Origin of the sequence: Finegoldia magna ATCC 53516 (genome assembly GCF_000159695.1) — a bacterium.
Classification (GTDB): Bacteria; Bacillota; Clostridia; order Tissierellales; family Peptoniphilaceae; genus Finegoldia; species Finegoldia magna_F.
In genome coordinates this window covers 17288-38317 of sequence record NZ_CM000955.1, presented here as the reverse complement: position 1 = coordinate 38317, position 21030 = coordinate 17288, and the positions used below count along the sequence as shown (strand labels likewise).

At 34.8% G+C, this 21030-nt stretch carries 9 protein-coding genes and 1 pseudogene; all 10 read left to right on the top strand.

What is annotated here, in order from left to right; translation table 11 throughout:
- The first annotated feature begins 107 nt into the window (after nt 1–107).
- The 10 genes and pseudogenes from HMPREF0391_RS00100 to HMPREF0391_RS09635 all read left to right on the top strand — a co-directional run bounded on the left by HMPREF0391_RS00100 (nt 108) and on the right by HMPREF0391_RS09635 (nt 20699).
- Nucleotides 108–809 carry an ABC transporter ATP-binding protein gene (locus HMPREF0391_RS00100; protein WP_002834727.1) on the top strand — a complete coding sequence of 234 codons (702 nt, stop codon included), beginning with the start codon at nt 108–110 and terminating at the stop codon, nt 807–809.
- Nucleotide 810: 1 nt separating this feature from the next.
- On the top strand, nt 811–4164 hold the full coding sequence (locus HMPREF0391_RS00095) for an ABC transporter permease (protein ID WP_002834725.1): 3354 nt from the start codon (nt 811–813) through the stop codon (nt 4162–4164).
- A 940-nt stretch (nt 4165–5104) separates the two neighbouring features.
- Nucleotides 5105–5824 (top strand): Type 1 glutamine amidotransferase-like domain-containing protein, encoded by a 720-nt coding sequence (locus tag HMPREF0391_RS00090; RefSeq protein ID WP_002834724.1) that lies wholly within the window; start codon nt 5105–5107, stop codon nt 5822–5824.
- Nucleotides 5824–6522, top strand: a complete 699-nt coding sequence (locus HMPREF0391_RS00085; RefSeq protein ID WP_002834723.1) for a YwaF family protein — start codon at nt 5824–5826, stop codon at nt 6520–6522. Before HMPREF0391_RS00090 ends, HMPREF0391_RS00085 begins: the two co-directional genes overlap by 1 nt.
- Before the next feature lie 22 nt (nt 6523–6544).
- The gene (locus HMPREF0391_RS00080) at nt 6545–6979 is read left to right on the top strand and encodes a GNAT family N-acetyltransferase (RefSeq protein WP_002834722.1); all 435 of its coding nucleotides are present in this window, start codon (nt 6545–6547) and stop codon (nt 6977–6979) included.
- A 705-nt stretch (nt 6980–7684) separates the two neighbouring features.
- The gene (gene faf, locus HMPREF0391_RS00075; protein ID WP_035108989.1) at nt 7685–9562 is read left to right on the top strand and encodes an adhesion factor FAF; all 1878 of its coding nucleotides are present in this window, start codon (nt 7685–7687) and stop codon (nt 9560–9562) included.
- 1686 nt (nt 9563–11248) lie between these two features.
- Complete coding sequence (locus HMPREF0391_RS00070) at nt 11249–15109, top strand: hypothetical protein (RefSeq protein WP_002834717.1); 3861 nt, start codon at nt 11249–11251, stop codon at nt 15107–15109.
- 200 nt (nt 15110–15309) lie between these two features.
- Nucleotides 15310–17943: a G5 domain-containing protein gene (locus tag HMPREF0391_RS00065; RefSeq protein ID WP_035108986.1), complete on the top strand. Its 2634-nt coding sequence runs from the start codon at nt 15310–15312 to the stop codon at nt 17941–17943.
- A 14-nt stretch (nt 17944–17957) separates the two neighbouring features.
- A pseudogene (locus tag HMPREF0391_RS09680) lies at nt 17958–18947 on the top strand (G5 domain-containing protein); the annotation flags it as partial.
- A 126-nt stretch (nt 18948–19073) separates the two neighbouring features.
- A complete protein-coding gene (locus HMPREF0391_RS09635) occupies nt 19074–20699 on the top strand; it encodes a putative Ig domain-containing protein (protein WP_002834712.1) in 1626 nt (541 codons plus the stop codon).
- The last annotated feature ends 331 nt before the right edge of the window (nt 20700–21030 follow it).

The window sequence follows — 21030 nt, the reverse complement described above, 5'->3', positions numbered from 1 at the left end:
TCTCCTTAAATGAACAAACTGTTCAACATTGTTTTGTTACAATTCTACTTTTAATATAAAATAATTTATAAGATAAATCAACACATTGTTCATATAAGAGGTGAAATATGGCATATATTGAAATGAAAAACAGCTACAAACGCTACAAATCAGGACAATCCGAAATAATTGCAAACAACGACATATCGTTTGAAATAGAAAAAGGAGAATTGGCGATCATTCTAGGTTCATCAGGCGCGGGCAAATCCACCGTTTTAAATATTCTCGGTGGAATGGACACCAACGACGAGGGGAATGTGCTCATAGATGGCAAGGACATCAGCGCATTCAACGAAAAGGAGCTGACGAATTACAGAAGAAATGATGTAGGATTTGTGTTTCAATTCTATAATCTAGTTCCAAATCTAACCGCCAAAGAAAACGTCGAACTGGCATCTGAAATCGTAAAAGATGCGCTCGATGCAACAGAAGTTTTGAAATCAGTTGGCCTTGGAGAAAGAATCGACAATTTCCCAGCACAATTGTCAGGCGGAGAGCAACAACGTGTTGCAATCGCACGTGCAGTTGCGAAAAATCCTAAGCTATTATTGTGCGACGAACCAACAGGTGCGCTCGATTATCACACAGGCAAGCAAGTTTTGAAAATCTTGCAAGATATGGTTAGAAAAGAAGGGGCGACTGTCGTTATCGTTACGCACAACCAAGCGTTGGCTCCGATTGCAGACAGGGTTATTCATATGCACGACGCGAAAATTCGCGATGTCGTATTGAATGCGAACCCACAAAACATAGAAACGTTGGAATACTAAAATGAAGAAGAAAACATTGAACAAGACGATTTTCAAATCGTTTATAGAATCTAAGGGACGATTTTTGTCGATAATGTTGTTGATGATGCTCGGATCCATGACACTTGTCGCACTCAAAGTCACAGGCCCCGACATCGACAAATCGGCGAACAAATACTACGAAGATTATAATTTGTCCGATGTCAATGTCATCAGCGATTACGGAATCACGGAAAATGATGCGAAGGAGATCGACCAAATCAAAAATATCGCAGACGTTGAGTACGGATATTTCTCCGATGCGACGATAGGTGACACTCCTACATCGTTCAGAATATTTTCCAATACTAAAAATATATCTAAGTTTGAACTTGTGAGCGGCAAGTTTCCGCAAAAAATCGGAGACATAGCACTTACCGATCAATACAAAACTAAATACAAAATCGGAGATAAAATAAAATTCAAAGAAAAAGACGAAGACAGTAAGATTTTGAAAAAAGAAGAATTCACAGTGACGGGATTCGTCAATTCTACAGAAATTGTCTCCAAGACAGCTCTGGGAAATTCTTCTGCGGGATCTGGAAATTTGGAAGGATACGCAGTAGTAACACCAGACAACTTCGACACAGACGTCTACACCATTGCACGTGCGCGTTACAAAGATGTGCGTGGGCTTAATTATACAGACTCTGAATACACCAGAAAAGTCGACAAACATCAGAAACAACTCGATGAAATTCTGAAAGATAACGGTAAACAACGACTCGAAGAAATTAAATCAAAGGCGAATGACAAAATCGCGAAATCCAAGAAGAAAATCGAAGATGCAAAAAAAGAAATAACTGATGCAGAGAAGAAATTATCCGACGGACAAAAGAAAATCGACGACGAAAAAGCAAAGCTAGTATCGGCACAAAAACAAATCGCACACAAGGAGTCTGTAATCAAGAATTCAAAATACCAAATCGAATCAGCAGAAAGCCGTCTTCAAGCAACCAAGAAACAATTGGACGATGCGAAAATTCAGCTTGAAAACGGACAAAAACAATTGGATTCTAAGAAAAAAGAAGTCGAAGCAAATAAAAAGAAGCTATCACAATCAAAAACAACTCTTGATGCGACAAAAGCAAAGCTTGATTCATCTAACGCCCAAATCCAACAAGGAAAAGCAAAGCTACAACAAGCAAAACAAAACCTTGAACAAAAGAAAGCAGAACTCAAAAAACAGGGAATAAATCCTGAAATTGTTCCAGAAATCCAACAAGCTGAAAGTTCAATCGCAGAACAATCTAAAATGATACAACAATCCGAAGCTCAGTATAACCAAGGGTTGGCGAAGTACAATCAGGGAATTCAACAATATAAATCTGGAAAGAAAAAAATTGATGAATTTGACTCATCACAAAGAAAACTATCCGAAAAGAAGAAACTCTACCAAAATTCTGTTGCAAAATACAACTCTGGACGCAATCAGCTCAACGCATCCAAAACAAAATACCAAAACGGAATTGCACAACTGAACTCATCAAAAAAACAAATTCAAGAAGGATTTGACAAAATCTCATCGTCACAAAAAGAACTTGACGACAAGAAAAAAGAATTTGAAACAGAAAAGAAAAAAGCCGACGACAAAATCCAAGACGCAGAATCCAAAATTCACGACGCTCAAATCGAAATCGACGGATTGTCGCTTCCAGAATATTCAACTTATACAAGAAGGACAATGCCAGGTGGCGACGGAATAAAAATGGTCGAAACGACATCATCGGGGATCACGAAAGTAAGTAACCTATTCCCTGTAGTCTTGTATCTTGTCGCAGCTCTTGTAACAGTCACAACGATGACGCGATTTGTCCAAGAAGAACGAAACAATGCAGGAATTCTGAAGGCATTGGGCTACAATGATACTGATGTCATCAAGAAATTCGTGTTGTACGGACTAATCTCAGGAGGATTGGGCACGATTTTGGGAACACTACTTGGAACGTATGCGCTTCCGTACATTTTATGCACGTCGCTTTTGGCAAACATGACCATACCACCAGTCAAGTACTATTTTTCATTCAAAATACTTGGTTTATCGGTGCTTTTCACAATAATTTGCAGCGTACTCCCAGCGGTTTACATCTCGGTCAAAGAACTAAGAGAAACATCAGCACAGCTCTTGCTTCCAAAACCACCGACAAAAGGCTCCAAGATTTTTATGGAAAGAATCACACCATTGTGGAGCAGAATGACATTCACGCAAAAAGTCACAGCCAGAAATATCTTCAGATACAAGCAAAGAATGTTCATGACGATATTCGGAGTTGCAGGGTCTGTCGCACTATTATTTGCAGGACTAGGAATCTCATCGTCAATCAAAGGAATCCAGACCAAACAATACGGACAAATCATCCAATACGATGCAGTAGTTGCTAAGAAAGATTTCGTCACAGAAAAAGAACAACAGAAAATCGACCGATTATTAAAATCAGACGACATTACAGGCTACATTCCAGTTCATTTTGAAAATATAACCAAAAACATCAAAGGAATTGACGACGAACAAACAATCACGATGCTTGTCACACACACGGACACATTTTCGCCATATATCAATTTGGAACACAAAAACTCCGAAGATGCGCTCAAAATAACAGATGATGGCATCGTCGTATCGCAGAAACTTGCCGATTTGATAAAAGCGAAAACAGGTGACACGATTACGCTAAAAGTCGCAAACCAAGACAGAAAATTCAAAATAGCACAAATCACCAAAATGTACGCAGGACATTTTATTTTCATGAGTGACGACTACTACAGAAAATCAGTTGGCGAAAAAGTAGACGACAACAGCTACTTTATCGCTCTCAAGGACAAATCAAAAACGAATGTTGAAAAAGTCACAGCAAAGTTCATGGCGTCAAATGGAATCAAAGCCGTGTCACAAAACACCAACGTCATCATACAAGTTGAAACCATGACCAACTCGCTCACGAAAGTAATGACAGTGTTGACGATAATGTCGCTGTTACTTGCGATTGTAATCCTCTACAACCTAACCAACATCAACGTAGCAGAAAGAATCAGAGAATTATCCACGATAAAAGTATTGGGATTCTTCAACAACGAAGTAACCATGTACATCTATCGTGAAACAATATGCCTGTCGATTATTGGAATAATCGCAGGAATATTTGGAGGGAAAATCCTCCACAAAGTAATCCTCGACAAAGTTGCACCAGCGGAAATATATTTCAACCCAAACATCGAAGTGTGGGTATATATCCTACCGATACTTTTGGTAATAGGAATACTTTACGCGTTGGGAGTAATAGTCAACCACAAATTGAAAAAAGTAGATATGCTTGAAGCATTAAAATCTGTAGATTAAGGTATAGAAAGTAGAAAACCATGTTTGCTCGGTTTTCTACTTTTTTATTTACTCTTTCGCTCAACGCTCACATCGAACAGGGACGCATAAACTCAAAAACTCGTAAAACGCTCATCTGTCTTCAAAAATTGATAAATTCATCGCTTATGAAACTAAAATCGCAAACTCGCTGACGCTCAGACAGTGCGATTTTTAAACGTTTCATTTCACTAGAATTTATTCCAATTTTTTCCGAATGATTCGCTTATTTACGATGTTTCTGGTTTGTTTCAATGCTAACTTACTCAACAAAAATTCGAAATCTACTTTTTTCAATTCTATAAAAAGGCGAGGGGGTTTCACAGGACGTATACATCAGACAGGGACATGGAAACAAGAAAAGTCGTAGCACATTCGTCTGGCTTCCAAAAATTGGAAAATTCAAATCTCAAAATCCTGAAATTTGAAGCACGCTTCGCTTACGCGGTCAAATTTCTGGCGGATTTTTTCGATTGAATTTTGCACAATTTTCTCCAGATGACTCATTTAGCTACGATCTTTTTTGTTTATTTCACTGCGATCTTTTTGTATAATCTACTTTTTTCAATTCTATAATAAGGAAGGGAACACAAAAACTCGTAAAACGCTCATCTGTCTACAAAAATTGATAAATTCATCGCTTATGAAACTAAAATCGCAAACTCGCTAACGCTCAGACAGTGCGATTTTTTAACGTTTCATTTCGCTAGAATTTATTCCAATTTTTTCCGAATGATTCGCTTATTTACGATGTTTTTGGTTTGTTTCAATGCTAACTTATTCAGCAAAATTTTCATATCTATTTTTTCAATCTAAAACATCTCCGATTTCCGCCCCAACATCTCCCAAAACACGCATATTGTGGTAAAATAAAATAACAATACCAATCGAAATATATTTGCACGAAATCTAGGAGAACGCAATGAACGTGATACTTACAAGTGACATAATGTCCCCTGACAAAAGACAACTTAACAGTCAAAATGGATTTGTCGACAAAATCCACGAATACGTAGGAGACATCAATTGTCTGTACATTCCTTCAGATCCACAAGCACCATTTCTAACACACACGATAAGCTCGCACTACAAGAGAGCCTTCAGAAAAAGTGGATTCACAGTCAAACACTGGACAACTTTGTATCCTTTAAAAAAAAGAAGATTACAACAACTCATATCACGAGCGAACCTCATAATACTTGCTGGAGGTCACGTTCCGACACAGAACAAATTCTTCCACCACATTCATCTTGAAAAATACATCAAAAACTACGACGGACTTGTGATTGGAATCAGCGCAGGAAGCATGAATTCAGCATCAGAAGTCTACGCTCAGCCCGAAAACTTTGGCGAAGTCAAATCCACGCACTACCGTAGATTTCTCAAAGGACTTGGAATTGTAGACATATCCGTGCTTCCACACTACGCAGATGTAAAAAATCAACGAGTCGACAACCAACGAATCATGGAAGATGTCACACTGCCTGACAGCTACGGAAGAAAATTCTACGCCATAGAAGATGGAGCATTCATCATACCAACAGAAAACAAAATTTACGGCAATTGCTACGTCATCAAAGATGGCAGAGTAAGAAAAGTCTGCAATACAGGTGAAGTCGTAAATCTACGAGGAGTAAATTAATGACAGAATTTTTCAGATACAACGAAGATGCCTACACCAATATCAACATAACATTACTAAGACTATCATTAGTCCTAGTAATTTTTTTGGCATACAAACTCAAACACAAAACCAAACTACTCAAACCAGCATTGTTTTTGGGATTCTTTGGACAAATAATATTATTTTCATGGTACGCAGGAAACCACACACTTCTCATCAAAGAAGGATTGCCACTGTTTCACTGTAGAATATCAGCCATCATGATGGTGGTAGCATACCAAATACAAAACGACAAACTAATGCGCTACTTTGCATGGATGGGACTAATCGGAGCCATAATCGCATTTACATTCCCAGATCCATCCAAATATATGTGGCCACATGTAACCAATCTCACATACATCGCCAACCATTTGCTGCTAGGATTTTGTGGCGTTAGCATATTAGCCACACGAAAATCCACCCTCAAACTAAAACACTCACTCATGATAACCAGCATCATGAACATAGCAATCATGACAGTCAACCTAATATTGCATACAAATTACGGATACCTTGTACAATTTCCGCAAACAATACCAGTACGATTCACACCACATGTCACATTCCTAATAATGACATTAATCATCACATTCTTGATCACAATTGCAGAAATAACACACATCAAAATCGTACAAAACACACAAATAGAACCACAACTAACGACACAACAATAATCGCTATCCTTTAGGAGAAACCATGAACACAATCATCAAACCGTTTGACAAACTTACAACACAAGAACTCTTCCACATCTACAAACTACGAGTCGACGTATTCGTAGTAGAACAACAATGCCCTTATCACGAAATAGATGACATCGATCTGATAAGTTACCACATATATCTGCAAAACGACAACTCAATTATCTTGGCTTACTGTAGATTGTACAAACAAGAAAACACATTCCACATCGGGCGAGTAATAGCAACCGAAAGACGCAAAGGATACGGAACACAAATAATGAAAGAAGCAATAAAATTTGCAACAGAAAAACTTCACGCAGATTCCATAATTATAGAAGCACAAACCTACGCCCAAAAATTTTACGAAAAATTAGGATTCGTTCAAACCTCAGAACCATTCGAAGAAGATGGAATCCCACACATACGAATGAAATACATCGTAAAATAAATTGGAACCAAAGCTCACCAAGAAAAAATCTTGGTGTTTTTCTTTGGAAAAAGAAAGATTTTTATAAAAATTACAAAAAAGTTACAAAAACTAATCTCATTTATACTAACAGTACCGATAGTGAACATCAAAGTATCAAACACTTTAGCGTAACAGCGTAAATGAGAAGAATCTAACAGTGATCAAACGAATTATAAATCAAATTATATTGTGCTATAAGTACCACTGCTAATAAAATTACAATAATAAAATTGACAGATAAATATTTTCAGAAATAACACACATTCCAGCGTCTACACATACTAATTATATATAAAGAAAAGAATTTGGAATAATTAAAAAAATATTCAGAACTAATGGCAAACAATAACTTAATTTAACCAAAATCTACCAATAAAAAACAAGGATATTTTCATTTAATATCAAAAAATAATCAAAATTCCATTAAAAATATGTAAAAACACAAAATTTTCTGGAAAAAAGGTTGAAATTTTAATTCATTATTGTATAATAGTAATTACATAGACATACGTTATCATTAAGTGAAAGTTTACTGAGTTATCTTTTAGACAAAACAACATTGAACTTTTATTAAAAAGCTTGATTTATTAAATTATTTGATTTAAAATATAATTACAGAAAAACAGTCATAAATGATATAAGTTTAAGTTTATGAAGGTTAAAAATTTTAGGAGGAATATACCAATGAAATTAAACAAAAAGTTATTGACAGCAGCATTAGCTGGTGCTTTAGTTGTAACAGCAGTTCCAGCTGGAACATTCGCTGAAAAGAATTCTGCAGAAAACACTTACACTGAAGAATTAAACTTAACTAAACAACAAGCAGCTGCTAGAATGGATCAATTAGCAAAACAAATCGCTGAACTTTCAGCTAGAAGAGCTGCTATCGTTACTCAAGAATGGGAAGCTGGACAAACTTCTGAAGGTTTAATTGAAAAATTACAAAAAGAAGAAGCAGCAGCTAAAAAAGCTTATGAAGCAGCAGCTAAAGCTTGGGAAAATGCAAAAGACGCTCAAGAAAAAGCTAGATTAGCTAAGAGAAAAGCTATTGACGCTTACGACGCTAAAGTTGGCGAATATGAAAGATTAGTAAAAGAAGCAGAAGCAGCTCGTGATGCAGCTAAAAAAGAAGCTAAAAGAAAATTTGATGATACTATTGCAAACAGTAACAGAAAATTTGAAGTAGCTCAAACAAATGTTGACAGAGCACAAATTGAATTAAACGCTGCTAAAAAAGCATTAGCAACAGTTGAAGATGATGAAGAAAATGTACCAGAAGGAACAAATGCACAAATCGCTCAAGCTAAAAAAGCTGTAAGAGATGCTCAAGCTAGACTTGCTCAAGCAGAAAATGAAAAAGCTAAAGCTCATGACGAAAAAGTTGAAGCTCATGCTGCAGCTGGTAAAACTTTAGAAAATGCTATAAAACAAGCTGATACTTTATTCCAAGCTAAACTTCAAGAATTAAACAAAAAATATAGATTAAACGATAACTATGGAGATGCAGCAGCTGAATTAACTCTTATCGAAAGAGCTAAATTAAAAGCTATCAAGGATTTCGATAATGCAAGAGCAAACGCTGAAGTAGCATTCAGAAACTATTTAGCAGCTGAAAAATCTTACGATGCAGCTTCAAAAGCTTATGCAAAAGCTAACCAAAGAGCATACAAAGTTACTGAAGAATTAAAATCAATTGAAAAACAATTAAAAGAAAAATATGTTAGAATTAACATTATCTTAAAAGATCAAAATCAAGGAATTAATTCTTTAGCTGGCAAATTAGATGCTGACATGATCAAAGAAATCGAAAACTTTGCTGAATTAAGCAAGAGCGAACAAGCAGCAGCTATTGCAAAATTACAAACAGAATTAAACAAACTTAAAGAAGAATACGATAAAACTAAAGATGAAATCAAAGAAGTTAAATCAGTTTACACTTACAAATTCGCAGTTAAAGATACAACTGGTAAAGGTGTACAAGGATTAACTTTACAATTCACAAACATCGAAGATAGTACAAAAGTTTACAACGGAACTTCTGATGAAAAAGGAGACATCGTTGTTAAAGGTATTGCTGAAGGAACATACAAGATTGCTGTAACTCACATTCCAACAGGATACAAAGTAGTTCAAAAAGGAAAAATGGTTTCTGAAGTTAAAGGTTTATTCAGACCAGAAGCTGAAGTAAAAGCTGAAAATAACGTTGAAGAAGCTAAAAAAGACGAAGCTAAAAAAGAAGCTGAAGTTGAAATTCCTGAATATGTAACTATCAAGGGTGGAAAAGAAGACAAAAAAGAAGAAAAAGAAAACAAAGATGAAAAAGTTATCGATGGTGGAACTATTGTTGTTGACAAAAAAGAAAAAGACAACAAAGACGAAAAAGACAACACTAAAAAACCTGAAAAAGAAGATAAGAAAAACAACAAAAAACCAGCTAAACCATCTAAGAAAGAAAAAGCAGAATTACCAAAAGCAGGTGCAGCAGCTGAAGCAGCTACAATAGCAGCAGCAGCAATGGCTACTATGGGTGGAGCTTATCTTTCACTTAAAAAACGTAAATAATTTACGCAAATAGATTATACTAAAAAGATTTAGAGAGGACATATGTCCTCTCTTTTTTTAGTATGACGGGCATGTTCTAATGCTGGGGTGAAAATCCCTACAGAGCGTAGTTACCAACGAATCTAATAGCGACTTGCAAGTTTTAGATGGCGACATCCAGGAGAGAAGAAGCAATAGCGAAATCGTGGCTTGACGGACAGGAACAGAATATAAGGCGTAACAGGTGGCCAAGCTAGCTAAAGATAGCAAAGACCCAAAAGGTAACCGTAAACCCAAAGCGTAAATTCTGCAAGTAAACGATGAGAGTATTAGGGCTTATCCCGTGAGGTCTCATGGACGACACAGTAGTAACAACGAACTATGAGAAGTCAGCAGAATCCATAGTAGTTAGGAAGTTTCTGTAATGGAAATGGAGCGAAGGGAGGAACAATATTTATTGTAATATTTGAAAAGGATGCACTATGACTTGATGGAATACAAGGAGTGACGTATTCACTCCCCTAGGTTCGGATACAAAAAGAATAAAGTTAAATAGTTTCATCAGAAATAAACAATATGATACAAGAGAATATTGAACCGCCGTATGCCGAACGGCACGTACGGGTGGTGTGAAAGGGGCTAGTTTTTAGTCCCTATTCGATTGACGTATAATACTATTGAAATTCCAGTATCACAAAATTTCTGTGTATTTCTGATATGTTGAAAATGTTCTTCCTTCCGTAAATTTTCATATTTTTCTAATGTTTTTAATTAATAAAAGACACTACTATAAACGTCTGGTATTTGATAAACATCACATAATCCTTTAATGATTTTAATATAATCCGTAGCTATAATATATGTTAAACAGTCACTTATATAAATATTTATGTAAAATTGTCTCTAACATAATTTATAAATTCCATCAAATCCAATTTAGTTTATCTTTATGAAAGATATTAAAAAACAAGAATAAAATTCGATAAAAATAACCGATATAAAACTCAAAACTTTTTACGATTAAATGATATATGCCCAATTAAATGCTGAAATTTAGAATTTAATAATAAAAAACATTATTTGAATAAAATCTCAACATCATTTGTTGAATTATATTTTAAATATGATAGAATATAATTGTAATAATATTTCATCTTATGGATTAGCTTACAGTATATAACTCTGAGTTTTTTAAGCCGTAAAATCCAACATTTTATATATTAAAATATTTGATTTTATAGTCAATGCAATTAAAATTTAAGGGTAACTTTGTCTAAAATATTATTCATAGTGTTAGATATTTCGTTATTCGTAATAGTGTTAGCTATATGTTCCGGATATTATTCTAATTATTACACATTTATGATTATTAGGATAAATATCTTTATTCATCTGACAAAAAGCAGTTAGATTAAAATCAATTGTATTTACTTTAAAATATAAGCTACTAAACATAAATAGATGGATAATGGTATTTGTCTTGGATAAAGATATTCAGAAAGGAGGATTGATTATAAAACATCTAGTTACAGTATTTGGTATAATCATAAATCTTAAAGTTCATAGAAGTGTACAAAACATTATAAACAAATACTTGTAATTAGAATACAAATATAGATGAGATGCGATTAAATGTATGCAAAAAACATACACAAGGAAAACTTTAAATTATGTAAAAGTAAAATTTGATTGAAAAAAGGAGAAAACATGAAATTTAATTTGAAAAGAGCGACCGCAACAGTCCTCTTAGCGGCTATGTTAGTGGGTTCAGCCCCTATTAATGTATTTGCTGAAGAAACTAAATTAGCACCAACCAAAGATAACACATCGGTTAGAGCTGTTGATACACCTGATTGGGAAGTTAGCTATGAAGAGGCAAATAGTGAATATTGGCCACTAGCAGCTCATAATAGGCTAATAGAACCATCTACGGGTGACTTTATTAAAAATCCTACTATAGAGTATGGTGGATCTTATAATTATACAGACCCAAATTCAAAAGACCGAGAAGTAATCAAACTATTGTACAAGACTAATTCAAGCCCTGGAGGAGCATGGAACAAAATGCTTTTAAAATTTGATAAGACTTTATATCAAATGATTGACTGGGATAATAATCAAACAGGAGCTTGGAAAGATCCATCTACTAACAGAGGACCAGCCAGTCCATTACATTTTAAAAATGGCATAATGACTTTTACAAGAGAATCCAGAGAAAACGTTGGCTCTGAAAATGTAGTTAGTTTTGATATTGATAAAGCAGGATTTAAAACTAATGTGATAGAAGCCCCTATGCATTTTGTTCTTAAGGACCAAGCTACACTAGAAAAAGAAAATCTTCCTAAAAGTATCCAAGAACTTACAAGGGAAAAAGAACCAATTATTCAAATGAGAATAACAGACAAGAAGTATGAGAGAGTTCGTATGAATCCAACCAAACACAGGAATGGATATTCAACTTATACACCTTCTACTGTAATACCTAAAAAAGACTACAGAACAGGGCTTATTCCACAATCTCAACAAGACAATGGTTCACCATGGATTTTTGCTCAAGACTCATATATTTCATACGACAAAAATAGGGGATACGTAGACCTTACAATAAGACATAATAAAGGAGACTTCCTTTTAACAGCTTATAATTACAATCCATATATAGGTCTTAGAACTGTAATGGAAGATAAGTTCTTCAATATCTTAGCAGGCAGTTCCTATAAAAAAGCGGATGGAACAGAAGTTGCTGAAGATTCTAATGACAAAATAGCCGATGTATTTCTTTTAAATGCTGATGAGGACCCTTATGGAAAAGGGGCAACTTATGAGAATCCTATAACTGATAGAAAAATACCAGTTTTAAGAAGGCAAATAAATGATGGTAAGGATGGACTAAAATATATTCAAGTATTAGGCTCTGACTATAAAAAGACAGATTATGAAAGCAATATAAAAACTCAACAAAATGGAAAAGCACTGGATTTATTAATCAATGGAGCAGCTGCAAATAGTTTAAAGGGTGTGGCTACAGTTGTTAGATTCTATGTGCAACCGGATAAGTTTGACAAAATCGTTAACGACTCTGACCTTTTGGATATGACTTTCTACACAACCTTTACTATGCAAACAAAGACACCGAAGGATACTTTCACTGGAAAAGTTGATAAGGATAGAAAACTAAAACAAGGTGATGAACTGATTCTAGATGTTGGAACTGATGAATTTAGTGGCGGTGCTAAAATTGGAGATAGAAAACTAACTATGGAAGTAGGGAAAAGACCTCACACTGTAGTCTTCAATGCGGAATCTAATGCCTTAGGGGGAACTTCTCTATATTGGAAAGACAAAACATCTTATTGGTGGAGAATTCCTTATGATATGACACTAAAAGAAGGCACTCCAATTAAAATCTACATGGAAGGATTAAAGAAGCCAATAAAAGAAGTTAGATTTTATAAGAATAAGGAAGAGCAAGCAAAGGGTAATAGTGGCGATTTCTTTACCATAGCAAAAGATGCTGAAAAAACTGGAGATATGCAATATGCACGTTTTGCTGGAAACTTAAAATCACCTCATGTTGCGAAAACGCAAAATGAAGCTTCAATCCCTGAAATATTCACAGAAGATAATATTATTCATGGTCATACAAAAGTAGGTAATGCCATTGTTAGAGCAACAGGTGTTGGGGAAAATGACACACTGTTAAAACAAGCATATCTAACTGATCAAGAAGATACTTTTAAAACGGCAGGTTCAGGAGATAATGAAGAAGTAATAATTGACCAAAAGAGATCACAAGCAGTAATCGTAAACAAAAAAATTGAGTTTGGTTATGAATTCTCTACAAAAGATGCTATTAATCCAAAAGATCCATTGGGAGCAACAACAGGTATTACTAATAATAAGTACAAAATGATTAAGGATGCCCCTATTGGATTTACTACAGAAGATTTTTCGATCAATGCTGTTGAAAAATTACCACCAATTATTGAGCAAGTACAGGCGAAAGTTAATTTTGACTTAAATGGTGGTTACCTGGGAGAAGATGCAAATGATGACAATGCCAAGAAACCAATTACAAAAATTGCACCATTAAATGAAAATTATAGATACAATGTAGATAAGGAAACAAACTTCCCGACTACAGAATTAAACAAAAATTACAAAGCTAATGCCTTTGAGGGAGACAATAGAAGAATGGTTGATGATGGCAGTGGTAAGCAAGTAATGGCATCGCATACTGATCAACCATTGGGAACAGAAACTTATAAGTCTATGTTTGATAAATACAATGAGGAACTGAAAAAAAGACTTACAGAAGCACAAGCGCTACCAACAGGTGCCGGAGCTCCAAATGCAATTAGAAATGCAGCAATAAGTGAAGCACAACAAGATATAGCTTCTTTCAAAGTATATGTTGAGAAATTTTACACAAGTAAGGGCATAGACATCACAAAATCACAACTTTGGTTAAGAGAATTCCCTGGAAAAGAATCACAAAAAGATCTAAAGACAGAAAATCCTAAGATGGATAACAAAGAATTCTATGGCTGGACAACAAAGAAGGTTGATACGGTTGATGGATATAACAAATTACAAGAATTAACAACAGAAGAACAAGCTAAAGACACTACAAATGCTTATAAGTTTACAGAAAACTCACCAATTTTATCAGAAATGACTGTTTATGCTTTCTATGGACCACTTAGATCACAAGTAACAAATCCAAAGCAAACTTATGATCAAGATGACGACAAGCAATATATAGAAATAGCACCAGAAGAAGGAAAAAATCTTCCAAAAAATGCAAGCTATAAACTTGTTAAGAAAAACGACGATGGAAGCTATACAGAAGTTAAGGGGACCAGTCAAACAACAACAAAAGATGGTAGACTAGTACTTGATATAACAGATTTGCCAAGTGATAAATTTGATCCAAAAGAAGATTATTATATTGAAGCAACAGAAGTAGGAAAAGCACCATCATATTCAACAAAGCCAATAAAAATAGATAAGGTTGCACCAAGCTTTGGAGAAGCAAATAAGAATATGACAATTGAACAAGATGCATATGGCTACCAAGTAAAAATATCTGCAAAAGCAAGTGATGATTCTGGTATCCTTAGAGTTTATGAATCTGAAAACAAGGATAGCGGTTACTATGATAAAAATGCAAGTCTAAAATCTGCTGATTTAAATAAACATATCTACCAACAAAATGGTGAAGATAAAACATACTCTGTAATAGCCATAGATAAATTTGGAAATAAGACTACTGTTAAAAAATCAGTAGAAAAGAAAGCAGAGCCTCTACAATTAAACGCTGATGTACCTTATGAAGGAGATGACTTTATATATGTTAGCTCAGAAGAAGGTGCTGATATAAAAATAGAAGTATTAAATAGTGATGATTCAAAGGCATTTGAAATCAATACTAATTTAGCTTATGGTGATGCTGAAATAGACACCCTAAATGATGGTTCTACATTTGAGTTTGAACGAGGACAAACTGTTATAATAACAGCTAGTAAGGGTGGTAAGACAGCTAAATTAACTTTAGAAGTTGATTAATGTTGGCAAGTTAAAGGAGGGCTGAAAAGCTCTCTTTTGACAAAACAAGGCGGTAGTTTATTTATCGCAATTATTACAAAAGGAGAAATAATGGATAGAAAATCAAAGTTAGAAAACTTGATCAATTTAAAAAAGAAAAAGGATCAACTAGAAAACCGAAATATGCAAGTAGAAAATTATCTATAGGATTAGTATCTTTTATGTTAGGTTTTACTTTATTGGTATCACCAACAGATTCAAAGGCAGCAGAAGAAGTATCTTCATCTATAGCTAAAACAGAAGCTGTTGCTGATAAGTCTATTGAAACTACAGATACTAATGAAGTAAATGCAAGCGAAACTGACAAAAATTTAGAAGAAAAATCCGGCCAAGAGTCTAATGAAGTTCAAGAATCCAATGAAGTTGTTGAAGATAAGACTGGTGACTTAGAGCCTGAAACTTTAGAAGAGGTAGCAAGCAAGGAATCTGATAGCTTTACACCATCAATAACTGAAATAACAGTTCAAGAAGGAGATTCAGTAGATGACTATCAAAAAGCTATTACAAATCTACCAGCAGGAGCAAGATTAAGCATAAGTAACCCAGCTGATACATCGGTAGTTGGAGTAAGCTATGCATCTGGAAGCATACTATTTGCAGATGGATCTAGTAAGGATGTAAGTATACCTGTAAATGTTACAGAAAAGACTATAGAAAATGATGCTAATGATACTAAAGCAGGGGAAGATTTAGATGTATCGCCTGAAGATAGTAAAAGCAACCCAAAAAATATTAATCTATTTGCAGCCCAACCAAACTTTAACGAAACTACTGTAAAAACAGTAATAGTAAAAAATGGTATAGGTGGATCAGACTTTAACTTTGCTGGAATATTTGGAGATACACCAGATACAAAAGTAACATTAATAAATAAGAAAGATGGATCAGTTCAAGAAGCCATCTTTAATGCAGAAGATGGCACTATAACCTTTGAAAATCCAGTATCAATGGATGATGTAAAAAATGGTGATGTTTCAATAAAATTTTCTGGTACAAGTATAGCTGGTAAATTCATCCAAAATGAATCAAATGCAAGTTACAATGGTGAGTCTAATGAAACTACATTTACTCTAACACTAAGCCAATATAGAAATAATGATGTCATAGTAAAAACTGTAGATAAGAATGGTTCAGCAACTAATCCAGATTCAACTGCTACTGACGGAAAAATAAAAATGACTAGCGGTAATGGAAAATCTAGAGAAGTTGAGATTCCAACTGATAACACTGAGACTATGGTTGCTCGTAGACCTAACAGTAGGAACATAGATGATTACAACAAAGGCATAAAAGTAGAAGTTACAAACCAAGAAAAAGGATTTTTAGTAGATAAAGATGGCAACAAAGTATATAAGCCAGGTAAAATAACACCAGACCCGGATGGGCTAAAACCTACAGAGATAAACTTCACAGAAAAACCACTTGTAACAGAAGAAGAACAAACTGGTGATACTGACTATGTAAAAGTAACTTTCGAATCAGGTGAGCATGGTACAATAAGTGGAAGTACAAATTACAATGTAATAGCGGGGGTGGATATTGGCAATAACCTTTCGGCTCCACAAGTAACAGGCAAAGATAATTGGACTTTCAAAGGATGGAATGCAGATCTTAAAAAGATATATGATTCTGATACAAAGTACTCAGCTATCTACGAAAAGAAAACAAAAGAAACTATCAAAGCAAAAGTAAAATACGTTGCAGATGATAGCTTAGCATACGGAGAAAAGGTTGTTGAAAAAGCTGCTGTAGATGGAGAAAAAGAAATAACAACAGTATCCCAACCAGGCGAAAAAGATAAAGTAACAGAAAATGTTACAAAACAAGCAGTAGATGGATTAACAAAAGTAGGTAACAAGAAAGTAGAAACAAAGAAAAATGATGACGGTTCAACTACAACAACTACAACAACATACAAAGTTGACCCAGAAACAGGCGAATTAAGTAATCCAACTACAAAAACAACAAGACCTATTGGCACAATCGAAGACATTGCTAAAACAACCAAAGTAACAAAAGAAACTATCAAAGCAAAAGTAAAATACGTTGCAGATGATAGCTTAGCATACGGAGAAAAGGTTGTTGAAAAAGCTGCTGTAGATGGAGAAAAAGAAATAACAACAGTATCCCAACCAGGCGAAAAAGATAAAGTAACAGAAAATGTTACAAAACAAGCAGTAGATGGATTAACAAAAGTAGGTAACAAGAAAGTAGAAACAAAGAAAAATGATGACGGTTCAACTACAACAACTACAACAACATACAAAGTTGACCCAGAAACAGGCGAATTAAGTAATCCAACTACAAAAACAACAAGACCTATTGGCACAATCGAAGACATTGCTAAAACAACCAAAGTAACAAAAGAAACTATCAAAGCAAAAGTAAAATACGTTGCAGATGATAGCTTAGCATACGGAGAAAAGGTTGTTGAAAAAGCTGCTGTAGATGGAGAAAAAGAAATAACAACAGTATCCCAACCAGGCGAAAAAGATAAAGTAACAGAAAATGTTACAAAACAAGCAGTAGATGGATTAACAAAAGTAGGTAACAAGAAAGTAGAAACAAAGAAAAATGATGACGGTTCAACTACAACAACTACAACAACATACAAAGTTGACCCAGAAACAGGCGAATTAAGTAATCCAACTACAAAAACAACAAGACCTATTGGCACAATCGAAGACATTGCTAAAACAACCAAAGTAACAAAAGAAACTATCAAAGCAAAAGTAAAATACGTTGCAGACGATAGCTTAGCATACGGAGAAAAGGTTGTTGAAAAGCTGCTGTAGATGGAGAAAAAGAAATAACAACAGTATCCCAACCAGGCGAAAAAGATAAAGTAACAGAAAATGTTACAAAACAAGCAGTAGATGGATTAACAAAAGTAGGTAACAAGAAAGTAGAAACAAAGAAAAATGATGACGGTTCAACTACAACAACTACAACAACATACAAAGTTGACCCAGAAACAGGCGAATTAAGTAATCCAACTACAAAAACAACAAGACCTATTGGCACAATCGAAGACATTGCTAAAACAACCAAAGTAACAAAAGAAACTATCAAAGCAAAAGTAAAATACGTTGCAGATGATAGCTTAGCATACGGAGAAAAGGTTGTTGAAAAAGCTGCTGTAGATGGAGAAAAAGAAATAACAACAGTATCCCAACCAGGCGAAAAAGATAAAGTAACAGAAAATGTTACAAAACAAGCAGTAGATGGATTAACAAAAGTAGGTAACAAGAAAGTAGAAACAAAGAAAAATGATGACGGTTCAACTACAACAACTACAACAACATACAAAGTTGACCCAGAAACAGGCGAATTAAGTAATCCAACTACAAAAACAACAAGACCTATTGGCACAATCGAAGACATTGCTAAAACAACCAAAGTAACAAAAGAAACTATCAAAGCAAAAGTAAAATACGTTGCAGACGATAGCTTAGCATACGGAGAAAAGGTTGTTGAAAAAGCTGCTGTAGATGGAGAAAAAGAAATAACAACAGTATCCCAACCAGGCGAAAAAGATAAAGTAACAGAAAATGTTACAAAACAAGCAGTAGATGGATTAACAAAAGTAGGTAACAAGAAAGTAGAAACAAAGAAAAATGATGACGGTTCAACTACAACAACTACAACAACATACAAAGTTGACCCAGAAACAGGCGAATTAAGTAATCCAACTACTACAACAAAAACAACTCCAGCAGAAGAATACCAAGCAATCTTCAATGGTAATGGCGGAACTCCAACAACTCAAAAAGTAACTGTAAAAGACGGTGAAGTAGTAAGTGGAGTAAAAGAACCAACAAGAGAAGGATACAAATTTGTAAAATGGGTTAAGTTAGGAACAGACAAAGAATTTGACTTAAGTAAACCATTCAGCAAAGGTATCTTAGGCGAAGAAAAGAGTGTAATGTTCACAGCAGTTTGGGAAAAAGTTGTTTCAGAAGACACAACAGCACCAACAATTGATGCAGGAAACATTACAGCTGTAGAAGGACAACCTATACCACCAGTAATGGTAGATGTTGACGATGTTAATGCTAAAGTTACTGTAGAAGGCTTACCAGAAGGATTGAAATACAACCCAGAAACTAAGCAAATCGAAGGTACTGTACCAAAAGCAGAAGATTGGGGCGATAAGGAAGAAAAAACTATCACAGCAACAATCAAAGCAGTTGATGAAGCAGGAAATGAATCTACAAAAGAAATCACAGTTAAAATCTTGAGAGATACAGACGGAGACGGAACTCCAGATGTTACTGACACAGATGATGACAATGATGGTGTAGATGACAAGACTGAAGAAGAAAAAGGTACAGATCCAAAAGATAAGGATTCAAAACCAAGTACAACAGCTGAAAGCATAGATCCAACTATTCCTGAAAAAACAGGCGTAAAAGATCCTGAAAAATTAACTGACAGAGAAAAAGAAGAAGTTAAGAATAAGATCGAAGAAGCTAATAAGGATAAGTTCCCAGAAGGAACAGATGTATCTGTAGATGATAAGGGTAATGCAACAATCACATACCCAGATGGATCAAAAGATACTATCCCAGCTGAAGACCTTGTATTCCAATACAAACACGGTGAACCAGAAATCTCTGACAAACCAGAACTTCCAATCTCTGATATCATTGAACCAACAGTTCCAGGTAAGACTGATGTAGGCGACAAAGATAATCTAACTGATAAAGAAAAAGAAGAAGTTAAGAATAAGATCGAAGAAGCCAACAAGGATAACTTCCCAGAAGGAACTAAGGTAGAAGTTGATGATAAGGGTAATGCAACAATCACATACCCAGATGGATCAAAGGATACTATCCCAGCTGACAAGTTAGTTAATGAAAAATCTACAGGAGATAACCCAGGAACAACTCCAGGTGGAACAACAGATCCTACAGATCCAACTGACCCAACAAAACCTGGCGACGATCAAAAACCTGGTGACGATCAAAAACCTGGTGATGATCAAAAACCTGGCGATGGAAACAAACCTGGCGACGATAACAAACCTGGCGATGGAAACAAACCTGGCGACGATCAAAAACCTGGTGACGATAACAAACCTGGTGATGATCAAAAACCTGGCGACGATAACAAACCTGGCGATGATAACAAACCTGGTGATGACAATAAACCATCAGACAAGACTATCGCTGACAAGGTAGATCCAGCAATTCCTGGAAAGACTAAGGTAAAAGATCCTTCAAACTTAACTGATGAAGAAAAATCAAAGGTTAAGGAAGCTATTGAAAAGGCTAATAAGGATAAATTCCCACAAGGAACTAAGGTTGAAATCGGAAACGACGGATCAGCTACTATCACATATCCAGATGGATCAAAAGATACTATCAAGGGTAGTGATTTGGTTGAAAAGATTTCTGATGCACCAACTAGACCTTCTAAACAAGACAAACCATCTAAGAAATTACCAAAAGCAGGTATTGAATCAGAAGCTATGATTATGGCTGCTGCAGCTTTATCTACTTTGGGTGGATTGTATGTTTCAAAGAAGAAAAAAGAAGATGAAGAATAAATTATAGATTTGATTCTGTAGTTTGTTGAAATAAAATACCCGATCGTAAAAGGTCGGGTATTTTTGTGCGCAAAAATTTAATTTTAATATCCTGAAACGTTACTATTTTTTAAAAAATTTTGGCTTAGGTTATTAATTGATATTACTATAAGACTTTTACTCGGTAATGATTGGGCAATCAGATATGACTATAAAATCTAGAATATATTTTTGAAAAATATTCTCTTAGCTAATTAAAATGCTAATCTTTACAGAAAAAATATACTTGTTCATTGACTTTAAAAATATTTATGTATAAAAACTGTAATAAATAAAAAAATATTTACTTGAG